This window comes from Paenibacillus sp. HGH0039 (assembly GCF_000411255.1).
Taxonomy (GTDB): domain Bacteria; phylum Bacillota; class Bacilli; order Paenibacillales; family NBRC-103111; genus Paenibacillus_F.
In genome coordinates, this window is sequence record NZ_KE150412.1 from 2,503,713 (window position 1) to 2,528,477 (window position 24,765).

Genomic DNA, 24,765 nt, shown 5'->3' on the forward strand with positions numbered 1-24,765 from the left:
CTTGAGACGCTTCAATCACTCGTTGTTCAGTTTTCAAAGGACAATTTCTGTCGTTTTGTAACCTCGTCTTAACCCGCTAACTTTCAGCGGCGACTTTTTCAATATATCACAGATCGACTATTCATTGCAAGCTTTTTTTGAAATTCTTTTTTTTGCTTGGCTTGTTAAATGAAAACTTTGTCGAATCAGCGAAATTTAATTTACCATGAAAGTTCAACTTAAGTCAAGACTTTTTTTGATGCTGGACCCGGTTCCTGGCGTACTTAGATATTTCCCTCGGCGAAGCAAGCCTGGCATACATCCGGAAGATAACCTTATATCGGGATTCTATAGCTTTCTTAATCTCCTCGTCCATTCTCTTATCGTTAAGATCGAAGAGCATTTCGTCTAATTCTTTTCTTAGCACATAGTCCAGTTCTCTGCATTCCCTGTCATTAAAAAGAAATCCAAGCATCAACTTATTCTAGCTCCCCTCAAAATCGACTCTGCATCCACAACAGTGAGAAGGCTCCTGCACCCATCCGGACGCAGGCAACCGTTCCGCTTTACTGTTATGCTCATGTTTTGTCATTTTTATGACGGGATTCAAGAAAATTTTTACAATTGTTATCCTTTTAAAAGCCACAGAGTCACTGTGCTTTCCACGACAGCCGCAAGGAGCAACGTTCCTACGACAAGCAAAATTAACGGTCGGGTCAGCCTCATAACACGCTTAAACTCTGCCGCGGCGTTCCCGCTTCTTTTGGAAGAGAAGAGTCCCCCGATCATTTTGATAACAAGAATACCGAGTCGAAGTCCGTAGGCGCAGGCTACGATAATAGCCGGAATCTCCAGAATTCCATGCGGTAGGATTCCTTTTAGAACATAAGCAAGGCTTTGCGCTTCCATCTGATATTGAATGACATACCCCAACAGCATCCCGTTTACCAGGAGCACCATTAAGGGAAGAATACCGAAAAACAGTCCTAGGTATACAAACATCAATGACTTGATCGCATTGTTCAGAAAAATAACGATAAACAACCAGAGGTTAAGATTTTCTTTGCCTTTAACCAGTTCCGAAATTTTCTCCAGGCCCTTCATCTGCTGGTCCAGAAAAGCCTGAAAGCGGTCCGGATACATAGTCCCCAGTACTAAACCGGCTGCGAAAACCAAAACGGAAGCAATCAGGTAATGCTTCATTTCTCCGAAATGCTTAAACAGCTCTCTCCACTTCAATTTCCTGTTCTCCTTTCTCTTTAACGCATAACTCGATGGTACGAGCATACATTTTACTAAGCCGGAATACAAGCCCAAGGAGAAGGAGGCCGGAGCAATCGTGAGCCATTTTTACGTCTTTAACGGCAAGAAAATAAAACAAGCCGTCTTTATCGGTGTCGCCGTAGTTTTCGCCGCAGGTATCGTCTATTCCGAACGGGGGAATATGGCCGTTTTTTCAAGCGGGGGTCCCGCGGCAATTTACAATGTCAAAACGGAAAAGAAACAGATTGCGTTGACGTTCGACATCTCGTGGGGGGAAACGCGTACAGATCCGATCCTGGATGTGCTGGAGCAAAAAGGTATCAAAAACGCGACGTTCTTTCTTTCCTCGCCCTGGAGCAAAAGCCACCCCGATATTGTAAACCGAATTATCAAGAACGGGTATGAGATCGGAAGTCACGGCCATAAGCATGTAAACTACAGCAGTCTGGGAGACGAAGAGATCCGCAAACAAATTCAGACCGCTGACGGAGTCCTAAAGGAGTTTACCGGCAAAAGTCCGAATCTGATTCGTATGCCCAACGGCGATTTCGACAAACGGGTTCTCGGTATTGCGGACCAGCTAGGATATAAAGTTATTCAATGGGATACGGATTCACTGGATTGGAAAAATCCCGGAGTGGAGACCATTATCAACCGCGTTGTAAGTAAAGCACATCCCGGCGATATCGTTCTGCTCCATGCCAGCGACTCCTGTAAACAGACCCATGAAGCCCTTCCCGCCATTATCGACCAGCTTAAGAGCAAGGGGTATGAATTCGTGACGGTAACGGAGCTGATGAAACAGGCGCAGACTGAAAATAAAGCCGTGGAAGAACAGTCGTTTAAACAGGTTTATTAACTCCCCCGGTTCCTGTTCTTGAAACGGCCAAATCCGCCCAACTTTCTCAGCAATCAACCATTTCATCCGTTTATGAAAAGGCTCCCCCCCACACATACTAACGGTACTAATTTAGGGGAAAGGAGCTTGTGTGCACAATGAATCGGAAAACAGTGCGTTATGTTCCTGCCTTAGTTGCAGTTATTCTCTTGGCTTCCTGCAGTTCCGACAATTCTTCACAGGGGTCTTCATCGTCCCAGGGCAATTATAAAGAAACCAAATCCATGGTGCTTGACATTCTAAAGTCGGACGAGGGCCGCGCGGCGATCGATAAAGCTGCCCGCTCCGGCTTATCTTCGGCAGGTTCGGGCAATTCCTCTGTCAGCATGTTGACCGACGGTCAAAAACTGCAGATGCAAACGGCGGTCAAGGATGTTCTGACCAGCACGGAAAGCAGTAAATTCGTAAGGGATATGATGAAAGACCCGCGTTTCGCCGGTGATTTCGCCAAGGCAGTGAGTACGCAGAATAAGCAGCTCCACAAGGATCTCATGAAAGATCCGGAGTATCAGAAACAGCTCCTGCAAGTTATGAAAAATCCAGAATACCAGCAGCTCATGATGGAGCTGACCCGGACGACCCAGTACCGTCAGCAGATGATGAATGTCATTCAGGAATCATTCCAGAGCCCCTTGTTCCAAGCTCAGATGCTCACCATTATGAGAAAAGTCATGGAAGAGGGCATCGTACCTAAAGGTGCCGGCGGCCAAAGCCAGGGCGGCCAAGGAGGAAAAGGTGGCCAGGGCGGAGGACAAGGCGGTAAGGGCGGACAAGGATCCGGAGGCGAAGGCGGTCAACAGGGCCAGGGGGACCAAAAAAGCAAACAAGATCAAGGCCAGGAAGGCGATCAAGGAGATCAAGGCCAGGATGAGAAGGAATCCCCGAACAAAAAGGGTAAGAAGGATCAGGACTCCGAATATTAAAAAAAGGACTGATGCTTGTGCATCAGTCCTTTTGAGTCTGTTGAACGACACTCCGTGCCAGCTCCAGATAAAGTTGGCCGGTGGTGGAATCTTCTTTGTAAACTGACGGGGAATAATCAGGTTCGGAAATATGATTGTCCGGTGCGCCCAATGGAATTTGAGCAAGCAATTGGGTATGCAGCTGTTCCGCCAGCATGCCTCCGCCGCCGCGGCCGAAGACGTAATCTTTCTCCCCGCATTTGGAGCACTCGTAGTAAGCCATGTTCTCCACCACACCGATAATCTCATGTTTGGTATGCACGGCCATGGCGCCCGCTCTGGCTGCTACAAAAGCGGCAGTAGCATGAGGGGTCGTAACTAGGATCTCTTTGCTTTGCGGCAGAAGCTGATGAATATCCAGCGCGATGTCGCCCGTACCGGGAGGCAGATCGAGCAGCAGGTAGTCCAGTTCTCCCCAGTCCACTTCGTGGAAGAAGTTATGGAGCATCTTGCCCAGCATAGGTCCACGCCAGATCACCGGCGAATTATCCTCCACAAAGAAACCCATGGAGATAACTTTAACTCCGAATTTTTGTACGGGGATAATCCGGTTATTAACAAGCTGAGGCTGTTCCTCTATTCCCATCATATCCGGAATACTGAAGCCGTAGATGTCCGCATCCATAATTCCCACTCTCTTACCGAGACGCGCCAAAGCAACAGCCAGATTCGCCGTTACGGTAGACTTCCCTACGCCACCCTTACCGCTTGCGACGGCAATAAAATTGACGGGTGAATCGGGATTCAGCAAAGGAGCCGCTTCTTGTCCCGTTCCGGCATTGGTGTCGGCAGTCTCAACGCTTCCGGCCTCAGATGCATCCTCATAAGCGGAGAGCTGGTTTTTCTCATAATCCGTTATTTCACGAAAACGAATATGAACCCCTTCGGCTCCGATTTGGGACAAAGCGGATTCAATGCGTTCCTTTATACTTGCTTTGTAGCTTTCATCCGTAACGGACAAAACACACGTAAGAGAAACACGGTTCTCTTTAATGACCACGTCTTTAACGAAGTTCAGTTCTACGATAGAAGCTCCGTAAGTCGGATCTGTTATAGGCTGAAGCGATTGCCGGATAAGCTCTTTGGTCACCATCTGTTCCACCTCGGTAGGCTTATTTCTGTTCAGATCATTATAACATACCGATTAGGACGAACGCACTTTCTCCCCGGAGAAATAACGCAGAATCGCTTGATAAACGGACGCGGCAACTTTCTTTTGATACTTATCGTCGGCCAGCAGCCTCGATTCCTCCGGATTGGATAAAAACCCGACTTCGACGAGCGCACTCGGCATTTTCAAGGTTTTCAGCAAATAAACGCCGGTATCAGCCTTTTTGGCGACACGCTCCGTATTTTCCAGATTTTTTTTGAGTTCGTTCTGAATGAGTGTGGACAAGGTTGCGTTGTCCGGATGGTTCGGGTAGTAGAACGTTTGTGCGCCCCTCCACTTATCGGACGGAATGCTGTTCAAGTGGACGCTGATAAACAAGTCGGCTTTCTTGCCGTTTATGAATTCGGCGCGGCTTAACAAATCTTCTGTTTTCCGGCGGCTGAGTCCCTTCGTTCCCTCTTGGGCCAAATCCGTATCCGTTTCCCTTGTCATCACCACCATAGCGCCAGCCTGCTGCAAATAATCACGCAAATACAAAGTGATCGCGAGGTTGATATCCTTCTCTATTACGCCGGATTGGCTGATCGCCCCTCCGTCAGGGCCTCCGTGCCCGGCATCCAGAGCAATCGTCTTCCCTGAAAGAGGCATGGACCATTCGCTCCATGTTCGTGTCGAGGGCAGCTCGTAGGTGTACATAAAGGCCATCAGCATAACCAGCAGGGCCGCCATGATGATCTTGATGCCGCTGTCCCAGGTCAGCCATACGACAAACCTTTTTCTTGGTCTCCGCATGAAAAAATCCACCTCTGTTCCCCAATAGACTCCATTCATCTATATGGGACAGGGTGGACAATTATACCTACTGCGCGGACGTGCCTACAGGCTCTGACATGCCGTCTATGAGCACTTTCGCCACTTCGGGGCGTGTGAACTCCTGAGGCGGACATTGGCCGTCACGCAGCAAGGCGCGTACTTTCGTGCCCGACAGGTGCAGGTGGTCAGCTTTATCGTGCGGACAAGTTTTGCTCGATGCCATATTCCCGCACTTCGTGCAGTAAAAGCTATGCTCGAAGAAAAGAGGCGTAATACCGATTTCTTCCGGTGTAAAGTTACTGAAGATTTCCTGGGCTTCATAAGTACCGTAGTAATCGCCTACACCCGCATGGTCGCGGCCCACGATAAAATGGGTACAGCCGTAGTTTTTGCGGACCAAAGCATGGAAAATAGCTTCCCGCGGACCCGCGTAGCGCATGGCAGCCGGAAAAACACCGAGAAAAGCACGATCCGAAGGATAATAATTTTCAAGGAGAACGAAGTAGCTTTTCATCCGCACATCTGCGGAAATATCATCGGACTTGGTTTCGCCAACCAACGGATTCAGAAACAAGGCATCGACGATTTCCATAGCGGATTTTTGAATATATTCATGCGCCCGGTGGACCGGATTACGGGTTTGGAACCCTACGATAGTCCGCCAGTTCTTCTCGGCAAAAATTCGACGAGTCTCGGCCGGATCATAGTAAAAATCTTCGAACTTGGCCGGCTTCGGTCTATTCAACACCTGCACAGGGCCCCCGATATAGGTAGACGGCCTCGATAACAGCTTCTGTACGCCAGGATGCTCCTTATCGTCCGTTTTAAAGACTTGACGGGCTTCGAGCTGCTGATCGGCCTTGTAAATGCTCGTCACGTCTATAAGACCGTATACGACGCCGTCCTCTTCTCCCACCAAAGCCGCTTGCGTACCGACAGCGAGCTCCTCCGCAACGGCTTCTTCAACCGCCAGGGTCACAGGTATGCTCCATACGGTGCCATCGGCCAAACGCATGCGTTCGACAACCGAATGGTAATCTTCTTCATTCAGAAAACCGGTTAGCGGGGAAAATGCTCCTACTCCAATAAGATCAAGGTCGGAAATGGCCCAATTGTTTATGCGAATTTGAGGCAGGTCGCCCGCCGCTGCAAGAAGTTGTTCGCGTTCGCTTCCCGTAATCAGGCGATTAATTAAAGTGCCGCCGTGAGGCGCGATTGAAGATGGCATGGATGTCTCTCCTTTAGTCTTCTAAATAATGTCGGTTTCTCGCTTACTTATGAAGTCCGCATTCCGTTTTATCATTGCCTGCCCAGCGGCCCGCACGCGGGTCTTCACCCGGAGCGACCGGATTCGTGCAGTGGCTGCAGCCGATACTAGGGAAGTTCTGGTCATGAAGAGCGTTATAAATAATACCGTTGGAACGAATGTAATCCCAAACATCGTCTGATGTCCAGCCAGCAAGTGGGTTAAATTTAACAAGCCCGAACTTTACATCATATTCGACCTTTTTGGCATTTGCCCGGGTCGGAGCTTGATCCCTGCGGATTCCCGTAATCCATGCGTCGTAATTTTTTAAAATGTCCGTTAAGGGATCCACCTTGCGGATGTTGCAGCATTCGTTCGGAGCGGACAACCACAGCTCGGCGCCGTACTGAGCCGCTTGCTCTTCCAGTGTTAGCTTAGGGAGAACTTGAATAAAAGATTTTTGATAGTGATCCTCTAAACGATCTCTTGTATTGTACGTCTCCTGAAAATGTACATTAGTGTCCAGATAGAATATGTCTGTTTCCGGGCTCACTTTGTGCAGCATATCCACCAGCACTACGTCTTCCGCACCGAAGCTGCAAGCCAGCGTAATGCTTGGGAATGTGTTAACCGCCCATCGAATAAGCTCTTCGGGTGACTGGTTCTCAAATTCTTCAGCGGCTTTGTTCACTAACGCTTCCTTTTCAAACAAATTCATATTTGTACCCTCCCATTTTAATTCCGAGTATCCTAATCTGTTTTGTTATTTTATTTCATTATAAATCACAACTTAGTGTTGTCAATAGCCTAAAGACGATCTTTTTATCATATTGAACAAAAGGTCGATAAGTTCGTGCGTTATCTCGGAATTATAGAGTGTTATAACGAACGAGAAAAGGATCATTTATCCGGAACGGTCAAAAGAACACAAAAAAACCCTTCCGGTACATTTCTGTACCCAGAAGGGTTTGCTTTGTATAACCGATCTTAACGTTTCGAGAACTGAGGTGCACGACGAGCTGCTTTCAAGCCGTACTTCTTACGTTCTTTCATACGTGGATCACGAGTCAAGAATCCAGCGCGTTTCAGAGAACCGCGGAATTCAGGATCTGCTTTAAGCAGTGCGCGGGAGATGCCATGGCGGATTGCGCCGGCTTGTCCGCTCATTCCGCCGCCGTTAGCCAGTACGAGTACATCGTACTTGCCGATTGTTTCGGTCAGCGTCAGAGGTTGTTTCACGATTAGTTTCAGCGTTTCCAGGCCGAAGTATTCGTTAAGGTCACGTTTGTTGATGATGATGCGTCCTTCGCCCGGTACTAGACGTACACGTGCTACCGAATGCTTACGACGACCGGTTCCGTAGTATTGAACTTGTGCCACAAGTCAGTCCTCCCTTTCAATTAACCCCGAAGTTCCCAAACTTCTGGTTGTTGTGCTTGGTGTGGATGTTCCGCGCCTGCATATACTTTCAGCTTCAGCTTCATGCTGTTGCCAAGACGTGTCTTAGGCAGCATGCCATGAATAGCAAATTCCAGTACACGCTCAGGCTTTTTGTTCAGCATATCTTGAGCTGTCGTAACTTTCAGACCACCTGGGTGCATCGAGTGACGGTAGTATTTCTTGTCTTGCAGTTTGTTGCCGGTCAGATGAATCTTCTCAGCGTTGATAATGATTACGAAATCTCCGGAATCCACGTGCGGTGTGAATTGCGGTTTGTGTTTGCCGCGGATAATGCTTGCAGCTTCACTAGCCAGACGTCCGAGCGTCTTGCCGGTAGCATCAATGATGTACCATTTGCGTTCAACTTCATTCGGCTTAGCCATATATGTGGTACGCATGCTCTGATCCTCCTAAAAATATATCTCCGAACTTTATTAACAAACATAGTCATAGGTTAAAATACGTCTTGAATCTTCGGGTGTTTTTGAAGTCGGGGCCGTGGGGTAGCCCTTCAAGAAACACCATCACATATTTTACAGCATAGTCCAGGGAATAGCAAGAATTAAATTACATTATTCCGCGTATTCTACATTCCACAGCATCAGCCCGTGGGCTTCGGCTGTCGGGCCCGCAAGCGCCCGGTTACGTCCCCTCAAAATCGCAGCCATTTCTTCGGCTGGGCGTTTGCCTTCCCCGATTTGTATCAATGTTCCCACGAGAATCCGGACCATGTTGTAGAGAAAACCGCTACCGGTGAAATAAAAGCGAAGCTGCCCCGGCTGGTTGGGCTCGACAGACATTTGATCCGTTTCTTCAACGATCCAAGCGTCATAAATCGTACGAATACGCGATTCGGCTACGGTTTTGACCGAACAGAACGAGGAGAAGTCGTGCGTGCCTAGGATCGCCGCTAGAGCGTCTCTCATGGCATCCACATCCAAAGGGTTGGGATGGTGGAATTGGTATCGGCGTTGAAAAGTATCCGGTATCCGCGCAGTACGGATCGTATAGGAATAGGTTTTTCTTTTTGCCGACTTGCGGGCATGAAAAGATAAGGGCACTTCATCCGCACGAAGCGCAACGATATCTTTCGGAAGCCTGGAATTAAGAGCAAGGCACCAGCGTTCTGCGGGGATCTGGGAGGCTGTAGTGAAGTTGATCACCTGAGCGCGGGCGTGAACGCCAGCGTCCGTCCGCCCCGATGAGGTGATCTTCACCGTCTCCCCGGACAGCATCCGAATGGCCCGTTCCAGATAGTCCTGGACCGTATTGCCATGAGGCTGCGTCTGAAAACCCGAGTACGAGGTGCCGTCATAACTTACCGTTATTCTTATATTTCTCACGAAACCATACCCTCCGTATACCGAACGGACAGGTTGATCGGGAGGTGAGCACAATCCGGTCAGATTGCAAAAAAAGGGCTTCAGCAGAATCCAAAGATTCTGTCCACCCTTTCCCACCCTTCGTTACGCCCGGTCTACCAGTTCCAGATATACCATAGGAGCAGCATCTCCACGACGAGGTCCCAGTTTCAGGATACGTGTGTATCCACCTGGACGCTCCGCATAGCGAGTTGCCAGCTCGGAGAACAACTTCTGGATTGCATCCTGGTCTCCTGCGGTTTCACGACGAACAAATGCAGCTACTTGACGACGAGCATGCAGATCTCCGCGTTTCGCTAATGTAATGAGCTTCTCGGCGATAGAGCGAACTTCTTTCGCTTTCGCTTCAGTTGTTTGAATGCGCTCGTTAATGAAAAGGTCCGTTACGAGGTCGCGGAACAATGCTTTCCGCGCACTGGAGTCACGGCCTAACTTTTGATATGCCATGTCTTAACCCTCCTTCTGAGGTGATTATTCTTCCGTACGCAGGCCAAGACCCAGCTCTTCGAGCTTCTCTTGAACTTCTTCAAGAGATTTACGGCCAAGGTTACGCACTTTCATCATATCTTCTTCGGTTTTGGTGATCAGCTCTTGCACGGTATTGATACCGGCACGCTTCAGGCAGTTGTAAGAACGAACGGAAAGATCCAGTTCCTCGATCGTCATCTCGAGAACTTTCTCTTTCTTATCTTCTTCTTTCTCTACCATGATCTCCGCATCTTTAGCTTCATCGGTTAATCCAACAAAGAGCATTAGGTGTTCCGTCAGAATCTTCGCACCAAGACTTACTGCTTCCTCAGGGCGAATACTTCCGTCCGACCACACTTCGAGGGTTAGTTTGTCGTAGTTCGTCACTTGGCCGACACGAGTGTTCTCCACCGTGTAGTTCACACGCGTGATCGGAGTGTAGATCGAGTCAACCGGAATGACGCCAATAAGCTGCTCATCCCGTTTGTTCTTATCAGCCGGCACATAACCGCGGCCTCTGTTCGCATGAATTCTCATATGAAGACGAGAGTCAGACGATAGAGTCGCGATATGAAGATCCGGGTTCAAGATCTCCACATCACTATCTCCGCGAATATCAGCAGCTGTGATTCTACCTTCTCCTTCGGCGTCGATCTCCAATACTTTTTCTTCGTCTGAATGGATTTTCAAAGAGAGACCTTTCAGATTCAGAATAATCTCCGTTACGTCCTCCATAACTCCCGGTATAGTCGAGAATTCATGGAGAACTCCGTCGATTTGTACGGAGCTAACCGCAGCACCCGGTAGTGAAGACAGTAAGATACGACGTAGTGAGTTACCTAATGTGGTCCCGTATCCGCGTTCCAGCGGTTCTACGACGAATTTGCCGTAAGCTCCGTCTTCGCTTAAAGATACGGTCTCTATTTTTGGCTTTTCGATTTCGATCATGAAATTAACCCTCCTTCAAAACGTCGTTACCCTGGAACATTTCCATAAACGATGTAGTATGCCTATCCTTCAACATCATTATTCACATGTTTAGAATATTTATACCACATGCCGACTTGAAATTACACGCGACGACGTTTTGGAGGACGGCAACCGTTATGCGGAATTGGTGTTACGTCCTTAATCAGGTTGACTTCGAGACCAGCAGCCTGCAAAGAACGAATTGCTGCTTCACGACCGGCACCAGGGCCTTTAACCATGACTTCAACAACTTTCAGACCATGTTCCATAGCGGCTCTAGCTGCAGATTCAGCAGCCATTTGCGCAGCAAACGGAGTGCTTTTACGGGATCCTTTGAAGCCCAGGTTACCGGCACTTGCCCAGGAAAGCGCGTTTCCATGAGGATCCGTGATCGTTACGATTGTATTGTTGAATGTGGAACGGATGTGTGCCACACCGGATTCAATATTTTTACGGTCACGACGTTTCGTACGGACGACTTTTTTAGGTTTAGCCATTGTTCACTCTAACCCCCTTTATTATTTCTTCTTGTTAGCTACAGTCCGACGAGGACCTTTACGTGTACGAGCATTGGTTTTCGTGCGTTGACCACGAACAGGCAGGCCACGACGATGACGGATACCACGGTAGCATCCGATTTCAACCAGACGTTTGATGTTCAGAGCGATTTCGCGACGAAGGTCGCCTTCCACTTTGATCGTTTTGTCGATAACTTCACGAATTTTGCTTACTTCTTCTTCCGTAAGATCGCGAACACGAGTGGATGCGTCAACGCCAGTTTGGCTCAGAACTTTCTGAGAAGTCGTTTTACCGATACCAAAAATGTACGTCAATGCGATTTCAACGCGCTTGTCACGCGGTAAGTCTACACCAGCAATACGTGCCATTGTTGAACGTGCACCTCCTTTTAACCTTGTTTTTGTTTATGTTTCGGGTTTTCACAAATTACCATGACATTGCCTTTGCGACGAATGACTTTGCATTTTTCGCAGATCGGCTTGACCGACGGTCTTACCTTCATGTTTATTACCTCCTGAGAGTTTGCCACCGCAAACTTGCTTCGTAAGGGTTGGCCGCTATGTCGGCTAAGACTGCGGCGTTGCAGCTATTTATTTGAACCGATAGGTTATACGACCTCTCGTCAAGTCATATGGGGATAATTCTACAGTAACCTTGTCGCCAGGTAAAATCCGAATGAAGTGCATTCTGATCTTTCCGGAAACATGGGCCAAAATTTTATGTCCGTTCTCAAGCTCTACCTTAAACATTGCGTTCGGAAGAGGTTCGATTACTGTACCTTCCACTTCAATTACATCTTCTTTAGCCACCGATTATTCTCCTTTCTCATCTGCCTCAGATTGTAGACTGTCGATAAACTTCTTCACCGCATGTCTTAACTTGGCATTCGTAACACGGCTGCTTTCCGTTAAACTTCTGGAAACTTCTCCGCTGATCTTGGACTGAAGCTGAAGATGCTGAACATTCTTCTTCTTCGGCTGGTCGAATCTGCGTTTATCACCATCGGCGATCCAAACGAATCTGGAATCCTCCGCTCGGATGATAATCGCATATTGACCTTGATCTTTGCCTCGGAGAATTTTTACGATTTGACCGGGCTGCGGCAGCTGTTCCTGATCTACCAATTCGGTCACCTAAGCCTTCAGCTGGGTTAATATTTCATAACCGTCTGCCGTAATGGCAATGGTATGTTCGAAATGTGCACATAAGGAATTATCTACGGTAACTACGGTCCAATCATCCTCGAGTGTCTTTACGAATCGCTGTCCGACGTTCACCATAGGCTCGATTGCAAGTACCATACCGGGTTTAAGCCGGGGGCCTTTGTCCCGAATCCCATAGTTGGGAATCTGCGGATCTTCGTGAAGCTCCGTGCCGATCCCGTGACCGACATATTCACGAACAACCGAGAAACCCGCGTCTTCGATCACTTGCTGTATGGCGTGTGAGATCGTATACAGCCGAGCGTCCGGTTTGGCTTCCGCCAATCCGGCAAACAGCGAACGTTCAGTTACTTCCAGAAGTTTCTTTGCGGTTTCAGAAATTTCACCGACGCCATAAGTCCAGGCCGAATCACCATGATATCCTTTATATTGTGCCCCGATATCAATGCTGATAACGTCGCCTTCGACTAATTTGCGGCTGCCGGGAATGCCGTGCACCAATTCTTCATTAACTGAAGTGCAGATGCTGCCAGAGAAACCGTTGTAGCCTTTGAAAGAGGGTATGGCACCTTGACTGCGAATGTATTCCTCAGCGATTTTATCCAGGTCCTTAGTCGTAATGCCTGGACGAACCGATTCAGCCATCAACTTGTGGGTCTCGGCTACGATTCGACCTGCCTCACGCATAAGTTCCAACTCTACTTCGGACTTACAAATGATCATTCAGAATGACCTCGCAGCAATGAACTGATTTGGGAAGTTACATCCTCGATATCCTGCTCCCCATCAACCTCGCGCAATACGTTACGTTTCTGGTAGTACTCAAGAAGCGGTGCTGTCTTCGACGTGTATTCGTCCAAGCGGGTACCGACTTTCTCTTCCGTATCATCAGATCTCTGATACAATTCGCCGGAGCATTTGTCGCATACGCCTTCCTGCTTCGGAGGATTGAAAATCACGTGATACGTGGCGCCGCAGGATTTGCAGATACGGCGACCGGTCAGTCTGGCCAGCAGGAAGCTGCGATCCACTTTCAAATTAATGACGTGATCGATTCGCTTACCCAGAGATTGCAGGATCTCATCCAAGGCTTCCGCTTGAGCAATCGTACGCGGAAAACCATCGAGAAGAAAACCCTTGTCGCAATCCGGCTGCTGCAGACGTTCACGAACAATACCGTTAGTGATTTCGTCTGGAACAAGTTTGCCTTGATCGACATAGGATTTAGCTTCTATGCCGAGCGGCGTCCCTTGACTCATTGCCAATCTAAAGGCATCGCCGGTTGAAATGTGAGGAATCTGAAATTCGCTGACAATTTTCTCCGCCTGAGTACCTTTACCCGCACCCGGAGGACCCATAAATAAAACGTTCACGTTTTTCCCTCCTTCGGCACTTAGTAGTACGAACAGCACAATAGGTGCCGATGCCGCAACAAAGTGCCTACATCAGAACCTATTGCTATTTGTTGATAAATCCTTTGTAATGACGTTTGATCAGTTGGCTTTCTACTGTTTTCAACGTCTCCAATGCCACACCCACAAGGATGAGAAGTGAAGTTCCGCCGATCCGAACCGAAGTTGGCAAACCTGCCAGAGCCCCGAAGATCATTGGGAGAATCGAGATGAAAGCCAGGAAGAAGGCGCCGGACAAAGTAATTCTAGACATTACTCTTGTCAGGTAGCTGGAAGTTGGTTTTCCGGGACGAACGCCTGGAATATAACCGCCGTTCTTCTTCATTTGATCAGCCATTTGCACCGGATTAATCTGTACAAACGTGTAGAAATAGGTGAAGCCGACAATCAGTAGTACATATAGAGCAAGCGCAATCGGCGCCGAATTGTTAATGCTTAGATTGCGGATAATCCAATCCGCAAATGGATTCCCCGCCCAGAAACCTGCAATAATCGTCGGGAATTGAAGCAGTGATACGGCAAAGATGACCGGAATTACTCCTGCAGCATTCACTTTCATGGGAATGTGCGTGCTCTGTCCGCCGTACATTTTCCTCCCTACAACACGTTTAGCGTATTGTACGGGTATCTTCCGAACTCCCTGCTGAACGTAGATAACGCCCACGATGATGGCTACTACTACGATCAGAATGAGGACGATTTTCAAGATGTTCAGGAACAGGGCATCTCCTGCATTCGCAAACTGCGTCTGGTAAATCTGACTGATTCCTGTCGGAATAGCAGCTACGATTCCCGCGAAGATAATAATCGAAATCCCGTTTCCGATCCCTTTTTCAGTGATCTGCTCACCTAACCACATCAGGAACATCGTTCCTGCCGTCAAGACAATCGCTATCAGAGAGTAGGTAGCAAAGCTAGGATTGATCACAAGCCCCTGGAAGGAGTTGTTAAACATGATCGCATATCCATAAGCTTGAATCACGCCAAGCACAACCGTTAAGTAGCGAGTAAGCTGGGCCGATTTCTTTCTCCCCACTTCTCCCTCTTTCGCCCACTGTGTAAGCCTTGGAACAACGTCCATGGACAGTAGTTGAACGATAATCGAAGCCGTAATGTACGGAAAGATCGACATCGAGAAGATGGAGAACTGGAAAAGCGCTCCGCCGGAGAAAGTATTCAGCAGCCCGAACACGCTATTCTGGTTGGCCTGATCCTGCAGCTTCAGAAGCTCTGCATTGATATTGGGAACCGGAATGAAGGCGCCGATTCTGTAGATGATTAACACGAGAAGCGTGAAAATGATTCTCTTACGCAAATCCTCTACTTTAAAGATGTTGGACAGGGTCCGGAACATTAAATCACCTCGGATTGACCGCCGGCAGCCTGGATTTTATCTACCGCAGATTGGGAAAACTTGTTCGCCTTAACTGTAAGCTTTACAGTGAGTTCGCCGTTTCCAAGAATCTTAATTCCATCTTTAGGTGATTTTACAACACCCGTTTCCATCAGAAGCTCAGGAGTTACTTCCGTACCAGCTTCGAACTTATTCAGGTCTTCCAGGTTTACGATAGCAAATTCCTTACGCGTTGGGTTCACGAAACCACGCTTAGGGAGACGACGGTAAAGTGGGTTTTGTCCACCTTCAAAGCCTGGACGAACACCACCGCCGGAACGGGCGTTCTGACCTTTGTGACCGCGTCCGGAAGTTTTTCCGAGTCCGCTACCTACACCGCGACCGAGACGCTTGCGAGTGTGGCGTGCGCCTTCTGCAGAGCTCAGCTCATGTAATTTCATAGTTGCACCTCCTCCAGATTGAATGTGTTACTTATGCTTGAATTTCTTTAACTTCGATAAGGTGGCTGACTTGATTAATCATACCACGGATTGCTTCATTGTCGCTTTGAACAACAGAATGGTTCAGCTTTCTGAGACCAAGAGCCTGAACCGTCTTCTTCTGTGTTTCTGGACGTCCGATCAGACTACGCTTAAGGGTAATTTGAAGTTTAGACATGTTTATCCTCCTTAACCCATCAACTCTTCAACGGTTTTGCCGCGAAGTTTGGCTACTTCTTCCGCTTTCTTCAGACGGGAAAGACCTTCTAAAGTAGCGTTCACCATGTTCATGGAGTTCGAAGAACCCAGGGATTTTGTTAAAATGTCGCCAACGCCAGCAAGTTCGAGTACTGCACGAACAGGGCCGCCAGCAATAACACCGGTACCTTCAGATGCTGGTTTCAGCAGCACACGTCCGGCGCCGAAATGACCAGTTACAAGGTGCGGAATCGTAGTTCCAACGATAGGAACGTGGACGAGGTTCTTCTTAGCATCTTCGATTCCTTTGCGGATTGCATCAGGAACTTCGGAAGCTTTACCGATACCAGCGCCGACATAGCCGTTACCATCGCCTACTACGACAAGAGCGCTAAAGCTAAAGCGACGTCCGCCCTTTACAACTTTAGCAACGCGATTAATATGAACAACTTTTTCAGTCAGCTCTAAAGTGTTAGGATCTACACGCAAGTCGTTTACCTCCTTATGAGATGTTTTCTTAGAATTCTAGACCAGCTTCACGAGCTGCTTCGGCCAGAGCCTGAACACGTCCGTGATAGAGATATCCGCCGCGGTCAAATACTACTTGGCTCACGCCTTTTTCTTTCGCACGATTCGCAACCAGTTCGCCGACTTTACGAGCAGCTTCGACGTTACCGCCGTTGCTAACCTCTTTAAGCTCTTTGTCCTGAGTGGATGCCGATGCCACTGTTACTCCGTTCACATCGTCAATGATTTGCGCATACATGTGCTTTTCAGAGCGGAAAATGTTCAAGCGAGGACGTGCTGTCGTCCCTTGAATTTTCTTACGAACACGCAGATGTCTTTTCAGACGTGCTTTATTCTTATCGCCTTTAGTAATCATGGGTTGCACTCCTTTCATCTATATTCCGATGTCAGGCCGGCCTTAGGCCGCCTTACTTCTTCTTACCAGCTTTACCTTCTTTGCGGATAATGCGTTCGCCTTCGTACTTAATACCTTTACCTTTATACGGCTCAGGTTCACGAACGGCACGAATTTTGGCAGCAGTAGCGCCAACGAGTTCTTTATCGATACCTTTAACAATCACTTTCGTGTTGCTCGGTACGTCGAATTCGATTCCGCCTTCAGGGTTGATTTCAACCGGGTGAGAGTAACCTACGTTCAGGACGAGTTTGTTTCCGGTTTTGTTAGCACGGTAACCTACGCCAACAAGCTCCAGATTCTTCTCGAAACCTTGCGTTACTCCTGTAACCATGTTGTTCAATACGCTGCGAGTCGTGCCGTGCAGGGAACGATGCAGTTTATGATCAGAAGGTCTTTCAACCGTAATGACATTGTCTTGTACGGATACCTTCATATCTTTGTGAAGTTCGCGGGAAAGGGTTCCTTTCGGTCCTTTTACCGTGATTGTCGTGTTCTCAAGCTTTACGTCAACGCCACTTGGAACAGTAATTGGTTTGCGACCAATACGAGACATGTTTGCACCTCCATTCAATCGAGTCTAAATTACCAAACGTAGCAGAGAACCTCTCCGCCGGATTTTGCTTGACGAGCGTCTTTGTCCGTCATCACGCCACCGGAAGTGGAGATGATAGCGATACCCAGACCGCCAAGTACCCGAGGGATCTCTTGGGATTTTGTGTATACGCGCAGACCAGGTTTGCTGATACGTTTCAAACCGGTGATTACGCGCTCGTTATTCGGACCGTATTTCAGGAACAAGCGGATGATGCCCTGCTTGTTATCTTCTACGAATTCAGCGTCACGGATGAAACCTTCATTTTTGAGGATTTCAGCAATCTCTTTCTTGATCTTGGAGGCCGGAATTTCTACCGTCTCGTGACGAACAATGTTTGCATTACGAATGCGTGTAAGCATATCTGCAATTGGATCAGACATAACCATGGATGTGAACCTCCTTCCCGAAAATAAGTGGATTACCAGCTTGCTTTACGCACACCTGGAATCTGGCCTTTATATGCTAGTTCACGGAAACAAATTCTGCAAATTTTAAATTTGCGGAGAACGGAATGCGGGCGGCCGCAACGTTCGCAGCGAGTATACGCCTGCACTTTGAACTTAGGGGGACGTTGTTGCTTGATTTTCATCGAAGTTTTTGCCACTTAAATTACACCTCCTACAAGTTTTCGCCTGAAAACTCTCTCCGATCATTATCGGCAGGGGCTTCCTTCCGAAAGCTCCGTGATGATTTGTTCTTACTTCACAAACGGCATTCCGAGTTGGGTAAGCAGTTCACGAGCTTCTTCGTCCGTTTTCGCAGTCGTTACGATTACGATGTCCATTCCACGAACTTTATCAATTTGATCGTATTCGATCTCTGGGAAGATCAATTGTTCTTTAAGACCAAGCGTGTAGTTACCGCGTCCGTCGAACGCTTTGGAGGAAACTCCACGGAAGTCACGTACGCGCGGAAGCGATACGTTGAACAATTTGTCCAGGAATTGATACATGCGTTGGCCGCGCAGTGTTACTTTAACGCCGATCGGCATGTTCTCACGAAGTTTGAAACCCGCGATGGATTTCTTCGCACGAGTGATTACCGGTTTTTGACCCGCGATTTTTTGCAGATCCTCTACGGCACTGTCGAGCACCTTGGAGTTCGATACAGCCTCACCAACCCCCATGTTGATGACTACTTTCTCGATCTTAGGAACTTGCATAACAGTGGTGTAGTTAAACTTCTGCATCAGAGCAGGAGTGATTTCATTCAAGAAACGATCTTTCATTCTTGCTGCCATTCTGGTGCCTCCTTTCCGCACTTAGTCGATTAATCGATAGCTTCGCCGGATTTTTTCGCAATACGTACTTTAGTTCCGTTCTCAAGGACCTTGTAACCTACACGAGTCGGTTTGCCGCTCTTAGGATCCACGAGCATTACGTTGGAAGCGTGAATTGCAGCTTCTTGAGTAATGATTCCGCCTTGAGGGTTTTGCTGGGAAGGTTTCGCATGTTTCTTGATCATGTTCACGCCTTCGACCAGAACACGATTTTCACGCGGGTAAGCTGCGAGAACGCGACCTTTCTTACCTTTGTCTTTGCCGGAGATAACAAAAACTGTGTCATCTTTCTTTACATGCAGTTTATGGTTATGAGACTCAAGTCTCTTTTTCGTTCTTGGCATGTTGATTACACCTCCTAAGCTTTCGTATGAAAGCTAACTTCGTAAGAGCTGCCGGACTTTCCAGAAGAAAGCCGCGCCGCAATTTAATTGAGCTGCCTGTGTTAGATAACCTCAGGAGCAAGAGAAACGATCTTCATGAAGTCTTTATCACGAAGTTCACGAGCAACTGGTCCGAAAATACGAGTTCCACGAGGGCTCTTATCATCTTTTACGATAACTGCCGCGTTCTCATCAAATGTGATGTAAGATCCGTCTTTACGACGAGCTCCGCTCTTCGTACGAACGATTACCGCTTTGACTACATCACCTTTTTTGACAACGCCCCCTGGTGTTGCTTCTTTCACAGAGCAGATGATCAAATCACCGATATTGCCTACACGACGACCAGTACCGCCAAGCACACGAATGCACATCAGCTGTTTCGCACCGGAGTTGTCCGCAACCTTCAAACGAGATAATGGTTGAATCATGTTAGTCCCTCCTTTCGGATTATACCTGTTGGTTAAACAATAACTGCTTTTTCAACGATCTCAACGAGACGGAAACGCTTGTCTTTAGACAATGGGCGAGTTTCCATGATTTTCACGGTGTCGCCAATTTGCGCTTCATTGTTCTCATCGTGAGCTTTAAACTTCTTCGTATATTTAATCCGCTTGTGGTACAAGTCGTGTTTTTTGTAAGTTTCCACGGCAACAACGATGGTTTTATCCATTTTATCGCTGACCACTTTACCGGTTTGGACTTTACGTTCGTTACGCTCTGCCATATACGAGCCCTCCCTTCTGAATTTGCTTAACCAATCCCGAGTTCTCTTTCACGCAAAACTGTTTTCGCACGGGCGATTTCTTTGCGCAGCTTCTGAATTTGAACCGGGTTATCCAGTTGTCCGGTAGCTAGTTGAAAACGGAGGTTAAAAAGTTCTTCCTTGAAACCGTTAATTCTTTGTTCAATCTCAGCAGTGGTTAAGTTGCGGAATTCACTAGCCTTCATGTGCTTCACCACCCACTTCTTCTTTCTTCACGAACTTACATTTAACGGGAAGCTTGTGCATAGCAAGACGCATAGCTTCGCGAGCAACTTCTTCGCTAACACCGGCAAGTTCGAACATAACTTTACCTGGTTTTACTACGCTGACCCACTTCTCAACGTTACCTTTACCGCTACCCATCCGAACTTCAAGAGGCTTTTGGGTGATAGGCTTTGAAGGGAAGATTTTGATCCACACTTTACCGCCACGCTTGATGTAACGAGTCATGGCAATACGTGCTGCTTCGATCTGACGGTTTGTGATCCACGCAGGCTCAAGAGCCTGGAGACCGTATTCGCCGAACACAACTTCAGTGCCGCCTTTAGCGCGACCTCTCATTTTACCGCGGTGTTCTTTGCGGTGTTTTACACGTTTAGGTACTAACATGATTAGTTGCCTCCTTCCGATTGAGCCTTTTTCTTAGCTGTCGGAAGTACCTCTCCACGATAGATCCATACTTTCACGCCGATCCGTCCGTAGGTCGTGTGCGCTTCAGCTGTACCATAATCGATATCCGCACGAAGCGTGTGGAGTGGAACTGTTCCTTCGCTGTATCCTTCCGTACGGGCAATCTCCGCTCCGCCCAGACGACCGCTGGTCGAAACTTTAATTCCTTTAGCTCCCGCTCTTTGCGTTCTTTGCATCGCTTGTTTCATAGCACGACGGAAAGATACGCGGCGCTCAAGCTGTTGTGCAATGCTTTCTGCAACGAGGACAGCGTCGAGCTCAGGGTTTTTCACTTCAGCAATGTTGATGTGTACTTTCTTACCTGTCATGTTGGCAATGTAGTTACGGATGTTTTCAACTTCCGCTCCACCTTTACCGATAACCATACCAGGCTTAGCTGTATGAATCGTCACGTTAACGCGGTTAGCCGCGCGCTCGATATCGATATGGGACACTGCAGAATCTTTCAGCTTGTTCTTCAGATATTCACGAATTTTAACGTCTTCCATCAGCAGGTCGCCGAAATCTTTCTCAGCATACCACTTGGATTCCCAATCGCGAATAATACCAATTCTAAGACCCACCGGGCTTACTTTTTGACCCACACGTTATCCCTCCTTATTTCTCAGATACCACAACAGTGATGTGGCTGGTACGTTTATTGATACGGCTTGCACGACCCATCGCACGAGGGCGGAATCTTTTCATGATTGGACCGTGGTTCACATAAACTTCACTAATAACAAGTTTGTTAGGATCCATCGAATAGTTGTGCTCAGCGTTGGCAATTGCGGAGTTCAGCACTTTCTCCACGATCGGAGAAGCTGACTTTGGAGTATGGCGAAGGATTGCAACCGCATCGCCTACTTGTTTGCCGCGAATCAAGTCAATTACCAGCTGCACTTTGCGAGGAGCGATCCGAACGAATTTAGCAGCAGCTTTAGCTTGCATAGTAGTACCTCCTCTCAGTAAAAATAACGATTAGCGCTTGCCTGTTTTCTTGTCGTCATCGTGACCTTTGTACGTACGAGTTGGTGCAAACTCACCGAGTTTGTGTCCGACCATATCTTCCGTTACGTATACAGGCACGTGTTTTCTTCCGTCATACACCGCGATTGTGTGGCCCACGAATTGCGGGAAAATCGTAGAACGACGAGACCAAGTTTTAATTACCGTTTTCTTGCTCGACTCATTCAGTTCTTCGACCTTTTTCATCAGATGTCCGTCGATAAAAGGACCTTTTTTTAAGCTGCGACCCATTGAAGCCCCTCCCTTCTCTGAACCATAAGATATTCAGATGTGTATAAATTACTTCGTGCGACGACGTACAATGTACTTGTCAGAAGCTTTGCCTTTTTTACGAGTTTTATAACCGAGTGTCGGTTTGCCCCATGGGGACAACGGAGACTTACGTCCGATTGGAGCGCGGCCTTCACCACCACCGTGTGGGTGATCGTTCGGGTTCATTACTACCCCGCGGACTTCTGGTCTCTTGCCGAGCCAACGATTACGTCCTGCTTTACCGATTTTCACGAGTTCGTGATCTCCGTTACCTACAGAACCGATTGTCGCGCGGCAGCCCTTAAGCACTTTGCGAACTTCGCCCGAGGAAAGACGAATTGTCACGTACACATCTTCTTTACCGAGAAGTTGAGCTTCCGTACCGGCAGCACGAACCAATTGTCCGCCTTTGCCTGGCTTCAGCTCAATATTGTGGATAACTGTACCGACTGGAATGTTTTCCAGAGCCAGTGCGTTACCTACTTTAATGTCAGAACCCAATCCGGATTGGATTTGATCGTCGACTTTCAGACCTTTAGGAGCGATGATGTATCTCTTCTCACCGTCTGCATAGTGGATCAGAGCGATGTTAGCGGAACGGTTTGGATCGTATTCGATCGTAGCAACGCGACCCGGAATGCCGTCCTTATTGCGTTTGAAGTCGATGATGCGGTATTTACGCTTATGTCCGCCACCTTGGTGACGAGTAGTGATTTTACCTTGGTTGTTACGACCGGCTTGTTTGCTCAGAGGAGCAAGCAGGGATTTCTCCGGTATGGATGTCGTGATTTCTTCGAAAGAAGATACCGACATGGCACGTCTTGCTGGAGAGGTCGGTTTATACTTTTTAATTGGCACCTGTGTTACCTCCTTACTTTAGAGATATTGTTATACCGTTTCAAAGAATTCCAGCTCTTTGCTGTCTGCGCTAAGTGTCACGATGGCTTTCTTCCATTCGGAAGTGTAACCAGAGTGACGTCCTTGACGTTTCGGCTTCGCTGGCATTCTGAGTGTGTTCACGCTCGATACTTTTACTTTGAAAATTTGTTCGATCGCTTGCTTGATTTCCGTTTTGTTAGCGCGGATTTCAACTTCGAACACATATTTTTTGTCAGCCATCATTTCCGTAGAACGTTCCGTGATGACCGGGCGCTTGATAATATCGCGTGGGTTCTTCATTGCGCAAGCACCTCCTCTACCTTCTGAACCGCATCCTTCGTAATGATCAATTTGTCATGAACCATTACGTCGAGCACGTTGATTCCATCAGCAACAACGAATTTAACTCCCGGAATGTTACGAGCGGAGAGAGCAACATTATCTTCGTAAGAAGCAGCAACCACGAGAGCTTTGCGCTCTACGTTGAGGTTTTTCAAAATAGCTACGAATTCTTTCGTTTTCGGAGCATTCATTTGAAGCTGATCCAGAACGATAATGTCGTTATCGATTACCTTCGAGGACAGAGCCGACTTGATTGCAAGACGACGAACCTTCTTAGGCAGTTTGTAACCATAGCTGCGAGGAGTCGGTCCGAATACGACACCGCCACCCTTCCATTGTGGAGCACGAATACTACCTTGACGAGCACGGCCAGTACCTTTTTGCTTCCACGGCTTACGTCCGCCGCCGCGTACTTCAGAACGTCCTTTAACCTTGTGGGTTCCTTGACGAACGGATGCTTGCTGGAGCAAAACAGCTTCATGCAGAGCGTGTACGTGAGGTTCGATACCGAACACTACATCAGACAGTTCTACTTCACCGACTTGTGTACCGGATACATTATAAAGAGCTACTTTTGGCATCAGTCTTCCTCCTTTCTTACTTTTTCACCGCGGATTTCACGCTTACGTAGCTGTTTCTAGGACCAGGAATGGAGCCTTTAACAAGAATTACGTTGCGTTCCGCATCAACTTTAATAACTTGCAAGTTTTGCAGGGTTACGGTTTCGCTACCCATATGTCCTGGCAATTTCTTGCCTTTCATTACACGGTTAGCTGAGATGGAACCCATCGAACCCGGTCCACGATGATATCGGGAGCCGTGAGACATTGGACCCGTATGCTGATTGTGTCTTTTGATAACGCCTTGGAACCCTTTACCTTTGGAAGTTCCGGATACGTCAACAAATTCACCTTCGCTGAACAGATCAGCTTTCAGCTCTTGGCCAACTTCGTACTCACCCAGTGCCACTCCACGAAATTCTTTAACGTAGCGCTTAGGAGCAGTGTTAGCCTTTTTGGCATGACCAATTTCAGGCTTAATTGCATTTTTTTCTTTCTTGTCCGCGAAACCGATTTGGATCGATTCGTATCCGTCGTTATCCACATCTTTCTTCTGCAGAACCACGCAAGGTCCAGCTTGGATAACAGTGACAGGTACTACGTTTCCTTCCGGTGTAAACACTTGAGTCATTCCAAGTTTTTTACCTAAGATACCTTTCATCGTTGACACCTCTTTTCCTTTTTGTTTCTTCTATATATAGAAGCTTTACAGTTTAATTTCAATATCTACGCCGGACGGTAAGTCCAGTCTCATCAAAGCATCCACAGTTTGTGGTGTAGGATTCACGATATCGATCAGACGCTTGTGTGTACGCTGCTCGAATTGCTCACGAGAATCTTTGTATTTGTGTACCGCACGAAGAATCGTGATAATTTGCTTCTCAGTTGGAAGCGGAATCGGACCGGAAACACTTGCTCCGGAACGCTTGGCAGTCTCAACGATTTTCTCAGCCGATTGATCGATCACTCTGTGATCATAAGCTTTCAAACGGATACGAATTTTTTGCTTTGCCATATAAGTCCCTCCTTCTATCGCCCAATTTAGTATCGGACATACTCCGTGAAAATCTCCTGACAACCACTCCCATGGCAAAGGGGCCGGGTGTGCCAGCAACCTCTCACATCATCGCAACGTCACAGACCAACGCTCACTATTATATCGAATCCCAAAGATAAATGCAACATTTTTATACGACAAATATCTAGAAACGATAAGGTCTCCGAAAATGTCGCTTTCATGTGCATAATCGTTCGTTTTTCTTTATCGATAGCGATGCTTGTTATCGTCTTTGACATCTGATGTGTCTGGCCGAACTTGATTGGCAAATTGATAAGCTTTCATATAAAAAGGCCCCACCACCAAGGGCAGGGCCTTCGTCTTACTTCGTTACAGTACAGGGGTCTCGTTACAGTACGTGTTGCTTATGAAG

The 24,765-nt window shown here is 47.7% G+C and carries 42 protein-coding genes; 2 read left to right on the forward strand and 40 right to left on the reverse strand.

What is annotated here, in order from left to right:
* Positions 1-223: 223 nt before the first annotated feature.
* Together HMPREF1207_RS10850 and HMPREF1207_RS10855 are read right to left on the reverse strand one after the other, a co-directional pair.
* Positions 224-454: a hypothetical protein gene (locus HMPREF1207_RS10850; RefSeq protein WP_009676794.1), complete on the reverse strand. Its 231-nt coding sequence runs from the start codon at positions 452-454 to the stop codon at positions 224-226.
* Between the two features lie 152 nt (positions 455-606).
* Positions 607-1,218 (reverse strand): stage II sporulation protein M, encoded by a 612-nt coding sequence (locus HMPREF1207_RS10855; RefSeq protein ID WP_009676815.1) that lies wholly within the window; start codon positions 1,216-1,218, stop codon positions 607-609.
* Between the two features lie 100 nt (positions 1,219-1,318).
* Here HMPREF1207_RS10855 and pdaB point away from each other — a divergent pair, with 100 nt between their 5' ends.
* Together pdaB and gerD are read left to right on the forward strand one after the other, a co-directional pair.
* Positions 1,319-2,101 carry a polysaccharide deacetylase family sporulation protein PdaB gene (pdaB, locus tag HMPREF1207_RS10860; RefSeq protein WP_009676824.1) on the forward strand — a complete coding sequence of 261 codons (783 nt, stop codon included), beginning with the start codon at positions 1,319-1,321 and terminating at the stop codon, positions 2,099-2,101.
* A 137-nt stretch (positions 2,102-2,238) separates the two neighbouring features.
* Positions 2,239-3,063 carry a spore germination lipoprotein GerD gene (gerD, locus tag HMPREF1207_RS10865; RefSeq protein WP_009676827.1) on the forward strand — a complete coding sequence of 275 codons (825 nt, stop codon included), beginning with the start codon at positions 2,239-2,241 and terminating at the stop codon, positions 3,061-3,063.
* A gap of 22 nt (positions 3,064-3,085) precedes the next feature.
* Here the strand turns inward: gerD and HMPREF1207_RS10870 are convergent, their stop codons facing one another.
* From HMPREF1207_RS10870 to rpsJ, 38 genes are all read right to left on the reverse strand, one after another.
* Entirely contained in the window at positions 3,086-4,195 is a 1,110-nt protein-coding gene (locus HMPREF1207_RS10870; protein ID WP_009676796.1) for an Mrp/NBP35 family ATP-binding protein, read from the reverse strand.
* Between the two features lie 51 nt (positions 4,196-4,246).
* Positions 4,247-5,005 (reverse strand): N-acetylmuramoyl-L-alanine amidase CwlD, encoded by a 759-nt coding sequence (cwlD, locus tag HMPREF1207_RS10875; protein ID WP_009676805.1) that lies wholly within the window; start codon positions 5,003-5,005, stop codon positions 4,247-4,249.
* Between the two features lie 67 nt (positions 5,006-5,072).
* The gene (gene sat / locus HMPREF1207_RS10880) at positions 5,073-6,254 is read right to left on the reverse strand and encodes a sulfate adenylyltransferase (protein ID WP_009676798.1); all 1,182 of its coding nucleotides are present in this window, start codon (positions 6,252-6,254) and stop codon (positions 5,073-5,075) included.
* Between the two features lie 43 nt (positions 6,255-6,297).
* Positions 6,298-6,990 carry a phosphoadenylyl-sulfate reductase gene (locus tag HMPREF1207_RS10885; protein ID WP_009676808.1) on the reverse strand — a complete coding sequence of 231 codons (693 nt, stop codon included), beginning with the start codon at positions 6,988-6,990 and terminating at the stop codon, positions 6,298-6,300.
* Positions 6,991-7,259: 269 nt separating this feature from the next.
* The gene (gene rpsI, locus HMPREF1207_RS10890; protein WP_009676832.1) at positions 7,260-7,652 is read right to left on the reverse strand and encodes a 30S ribosomal protein S9; all 393 of its coding nucleotides are present in this window, start codon (positions 7,650-7,652) and stop codon (positions 7,260-7,262) included.
* Positions 7,653-7,672: 20 nt separating this feature from the next.
* Positions 7,673-8,110: a 50S ribosomal protein L13 gene (gene rplM, locus HMPREF1207_RS10895; protein WP_009676830.1), complete on the reverse strand. Its 438-nt coding sequence runs from the start codon at positions 8,108-8,110 to the stop codon at positions 7,673-7,675.
* Positions 8,111-8,284: 174 nt separating this feature from the next.
* Positions 8,285-9,055, reverse strand: a complete 771-nt coding sequence (gene truA / locus HMPREF1207_RS10900; RefSeq protein ID WP_009676806.1) for a tRNA pseudouridine(38-40) synthase TruA — start codon at positions 9,053-9,055, stop codon at positions 8,285-8,287.
* Positions 9,056-9,178: 123 nt separating this feature from the next.
* Positions 9,179-9,541, reverse strand: coding sequence for a 50S ribosomal protein L17 (rplQ, locus tag HMPREF1207_RS10905; protein ID WP_009676799.1), 363 nt, complete (start codon positions 9,539-9,541; stop codon positions 9,179-9,181).
* A gap of 24 nt (positions 9,542-9,565) precedes the next feature.
* A complete protein-coding gene (locus HMPREF1207_RS10910) occupies positions 9,566-10,510 on the reverse strand; it encodes a DNA-directed RNA polymerase subunit alpha (RefSeq protein WP_009676831.1) in 945 nt (314 codons plus the stop codon).
* Positions 10,511-10,632: 122 nt separating this feature from the next.
* On the reverse strand, positions 10,633-11,028 hold the full coding sequence (gene rpsK / locus HMPREF1207_RS10915) for a 30S ribosomal protein S11 (RefSeq protein ID WP_016423660.1): 396 nt from the start codon (positions 11,026-11,028) through the stop codon (positions 10,633-10,635).
* A 21-nt stretch (positions 11,029-11,049) separates the two neighbouring features.
* A complete protein-coding gene (gene rpsM / locus HMPREF1207_RS10920) occupies positions 11,050-11,418 on the reverse strand; it encodes a 30S ribosomal protein S13 (protein WP_016423661.1) in 369 nt (122 codons plus the stop codon).
* A gap of 20 nt (positions 11,419-11,438) precedes the next feature.
* Entirely contained in the window at positions 11,439-11,552 is a 114-nt protein-coding gene (rpmJ, locus tag HMPREF1207_RS10925; protein ID WP_003333770.1) for a 50S ribosomal protein L36, read from the reverse strand.
* Positions 11,553-11,640: 88 nt separating this feature from the next.
* Positions 11,641-11,859, reverse strand: coding sequence for a translation initiation factor IF-1 (gene infA / locus HMPREF1207_RS10930; RefSeq protein WP_009676800.1), 219 nt, complete (start codon positions 11,857-11,859; stop codon positions 11,641-11,643).
* A gap of 3 nt (positions 11,860-11,862) precedes the next feature.
* Complete coding sequence (locus tag HMPREF1207_RS10935; RefSeq protein ID WP_009676822.1) at positions 11,863-12,174, reverse strand: KOW domain-containing RNA-binding protein; 312 nt, start codon at positions 12,172-12,174, stop codon at positions 11,863-11,865.
* Between the two features lie 9 nt (positions 12,175-12,183).
* A complete protein-coding gene (map, locus tag HMPREF1207_RS10940) occupies positions 12,184-12,936 on the reverse strand; it encodes a type I methionyl aminopeptidase (protein WP_009676821.1) in 753 nt (250 codons plus the stop codon).
* Entirely contained in the window at positions 12,933-13,586 is a 654-nt protein-coding gene (locus HMPREF1207_RS10945; protein WP_009676820.1) for an adenylate kinase, read from the reverse strand. Before HMPREF1207_RS10945 ends, map begins: the two co-directional genes overlap by 4 nt.
* An 85-nt stretch (positions 13,587-13,671) precedes the next feature.
* On the reverse strand, positions 13,672-14,979 hold the full coding sequence (secY, locus tag HMPREF1207_RS10950) for a preprotein translocase subunit SecY (RefSeq protein ID WP_009676812.1): 1,308 nt from the start codon (positions 14,977-14,979) through the stop codon (positions 13,672-13,674).
* A complete protein-coding gene (gene rplO / locus HMPREF1207_RS10955) occupies positions 14,979-15,419 on the reverse strand; it encodes a 50S ribosomal protein L15 (protein WP_009676816.1) in 441 nt (146 codons plus the stop codon). Before rplO ends, secY begins: the two co-directional genes overlap by 1 nt.
* A 31-nt stretch (positions 15,420-15,450) precedes the next feature.
* Complete coding sequence (rpmD, locus tag HMPREF1207_RS10960; protein ID WP_009676811.1) at positions 15,451-15,636, reverse strand: 50S ribosomal protein L30; 186 nt, start codon at positions 15,634-15,636, stop codon at positions 15,451-15,453.
* Between the two features lie 11 nt (positions 15,637-15,647).
* Entirely contained in the window at positions 15,648-16,145 is a 498-nt protein-coding gene (gene rpsE / locus HMPREF1207_RS10965; RefSeq protein WP_009676829.1) for a 30S ribosomal protein S5, read from the reverse strand.
* Between the two features lie 28 nt (positions 16,146-16,173).
* Positions 16,174-16,539, reverse strand: coding sequence for a 50S ribosomal protein L18 (gene rplR, locus HMPREF1207_RS10970; protein WP_009676825.1), 366 nt, complete (start codon positions 16,537-16,539; stop codon positions 16,174-16,176).
* Positions 16,540-16,591: 52 nt separating this feature from the next.
* Positions 16,592-17,134, reverse strand: a complete 543-nt coding sequence (rplF, locus tag HMPREF1207_RS10975) for a 50S ribosomal protein L6 (RefSeq protein WP_009676801.1) — start codon at positions 17,132-17,134, stop codon at positions 16,592-16,594.
* Positions 17,135-17,163: 29 nt separating this feature from the next.
* On the reverse strand, positions 17,164-17,562 hold the full coding sequence (gene rpsH, locus HMPREF1207_RS10980; RefSeq protein WP_009676818.1) for a 30S ribosomal protein S8: 399 nt from the start codon (positions 17,560-17,562) through the stop codon (positions 17,164-17,166).
* Positions 17,563-17,594: 32 nt separating this feature from the next.
* Positions 17,595-17,780, reverse strand: coding sequence for a type Z 30S ribosomal protein S14 (locus HMPREF1207_RS28705; RefSeq protein ID WP_040953112.1), 186 nt, complete (start codon positions 17,778-17,780; stop codon positions 17,595-17,597).
* 93 nt (positions 17,781-17,873) lie between these two features.
* Positions 17,874-18,416 carry a 50S ribosomal protein L5 gene (gene rplE, locus HMPREF1207_RS10985; protein WP_009676826.1) on the reverse strand — a complete coding sequence of 181 codons (543 nt, stop codon included), beginning with the start codon at positions 18,414-18,416 and terminating at the stop codon, positions 17,874-17,876.
* 29 nt (positions 18,417-18,445) lie between these two features.
* Positions 18,446-18,799 carry a 50S ribosomal protein L24 gene (rplX, locus tag HMPREF1207_RS10990; protein ID WP_009676802.1) on the reverse strand — a complete coding sequence of 118 codons (354 nt, stop codon included), beginning with the start codon at positions 18,797-18,799 and terminating at the stop codon, positions 18,446-18,448.
* 101 nt (positions 18,800-18,900) lie between these two features.
* Positions 18,901-19,269: a 50S ribosomal protein L14 gene (gene rplN, locus HMPREF1207_RS10995; protein WP_009676804.1), complete on the reverse strand. Its 369-nt coding sequence runs from the start codon at positions 19,267-19,269 to the stop codon at positions 18,901-18,903.
* 32 nt (positions 19,270-19,301) lie between these two features.
* Positions 19,302-19,565 (reverse strand): 30S ribosomal protein S17, encoded by a 264-nt coding sequence (gene rpsQ / locus HMPREF1207_RS11000; RefSeq protein WP_009676813.1) that lies wholly within the window; start codon positions 19,563-19,565, stop codon positions 19,302-19,304.
* A gap of 26 nt (positions 19,566-19,591) precedes the next feature.
* Complete coding sequence (gene rpmC, locus HMPREF1207_RS11005; RefSeq protein ID WP_009676819.1) at positions 19,592-19,789, reverse strand: 50S ribosomal protein L29; 198 nt, start codon at positions 19,787-19,789, stop codon at positions 19,592-19,594.
* Complete coding sequence (gene rplP, locus HMPREF1207_RS11010) at positions 19,779-20,213, reverse strand: 50S ribosomal protein L16 (RefSeq protein ID WP_009676823.1); 435 nt, start codon at positions 20,211-20,213, stop codon at positions 19,779-19,781. The genes rpmC and rplP overlap by 11 nt, the downstream gene beginning before the upstream one ends.
* 2 nt (positions 20,214-20,215) lie before the next feature.
* Positions 20,216-20,878 carry a 30S ribosomal protein S3 gene (gene rpsC / locus HMPREF1207_RS11015; RefSeq protein ID WP_009676810.1) on the reverse strand — a complete coding sequence of 221 codons (663 nt, stop codon included), beginning with the start codon at positions 20,876-20,878 and terminating at the stop codon, positions 20,216-20,218.
* A 13-nt stretch (positions 20,879-20,891) separates the two neighbouring features.
* The gene (gene rplV, locus HMPREF1207_RS11020) at positions 20,892-21,224 is read right to left on the reverse strand and encodes a 50S ribosomal protein L22 (protein WP_016423663.1); all 333 of its coding nucleotides are present in this window, start codon (positions 21,222-21,224) and stop codon (positions 20,892-20,894) included.
* Positions 21,225-21,254: 30 nt separating this feature from the next.
* Positions 21,255-21,533 (reverse strand): 30S ribosomal protein S19, encoded by a 279-nt coding sequence (gene rpsS, locus HMPREF1207_RS11025; protein WP_009676795.1) that lies wholly within the window; start codon positions 21,531-21,533, stop codon positions 21,255-21,257.
* Positions 21,534-21,581: 48 nt separating this feature from the next.
* On the reverse strand, positions 21,582-22,412 hold the full coding sequence (gene rplB, locus HMPREF1207_RS11030; RefSeq protein WP_009676817.1) for a 50S ribosomal protein L2: 831 nt from the start codon (positions 22,410-22,412) through the stop codon (positions 21,582-21,584).
* A gap of 30 nt (positions 22,413-22,442) precedes the next feature.
* Positions 22,443-22,733 (reverse strand): 50S ribosomal protein L23, encoded by a 291-nt coding sequence (gene rplW / locus HMPREF1207_RS11035; RefSeq protein ID WP_009676809.1) that lies wholly within the window; start codon positions 22,731-22,733, stop codon positions 22,443-22,445.
* Positions 22,730-23,356, reverse strand: a complete 627-nt coding sequence (gene rplD / locus HMPREF1207_RS11040; protein WP_009676814.1) for a 50S ribosomal protein L4 — start codon at positions 23,354-23,356, stop codon at positions 22,730-22,732. The genes rplW and rplD overlap by 4 nt, the downstream gene beginning before the upstream one ends.
* A gap of 16 nt (positions 23,357-23,372) precedes the next feature.
* Positions 23,373-23,996, reverse strand: a complete 624-nt coding sequence (gene rplC, locus HMPREF1207_RS11045; RefSeq protein ID WP_009676828.1) for a 50S ribosomal protein L3 — start codon at positions 23,994-23,996, stop codon at positions 23,373-23,375.
* A 45-nt stretch (positions 23,997-24,041) separates the two neighbouring features.
* A complete protein-coding gene (gene rpsJ / locus HMPREF1207_RS11050) occupies positions 24,042-24,350 on the reverse strand; it encodes a 30S ribosomal protein S10 (RefSeq protein WP_009676797.1) in 309 nt (102 codons plus the stop codon).
* Positions 24,351-24,765: the final 415 nt, after the last annotated feature.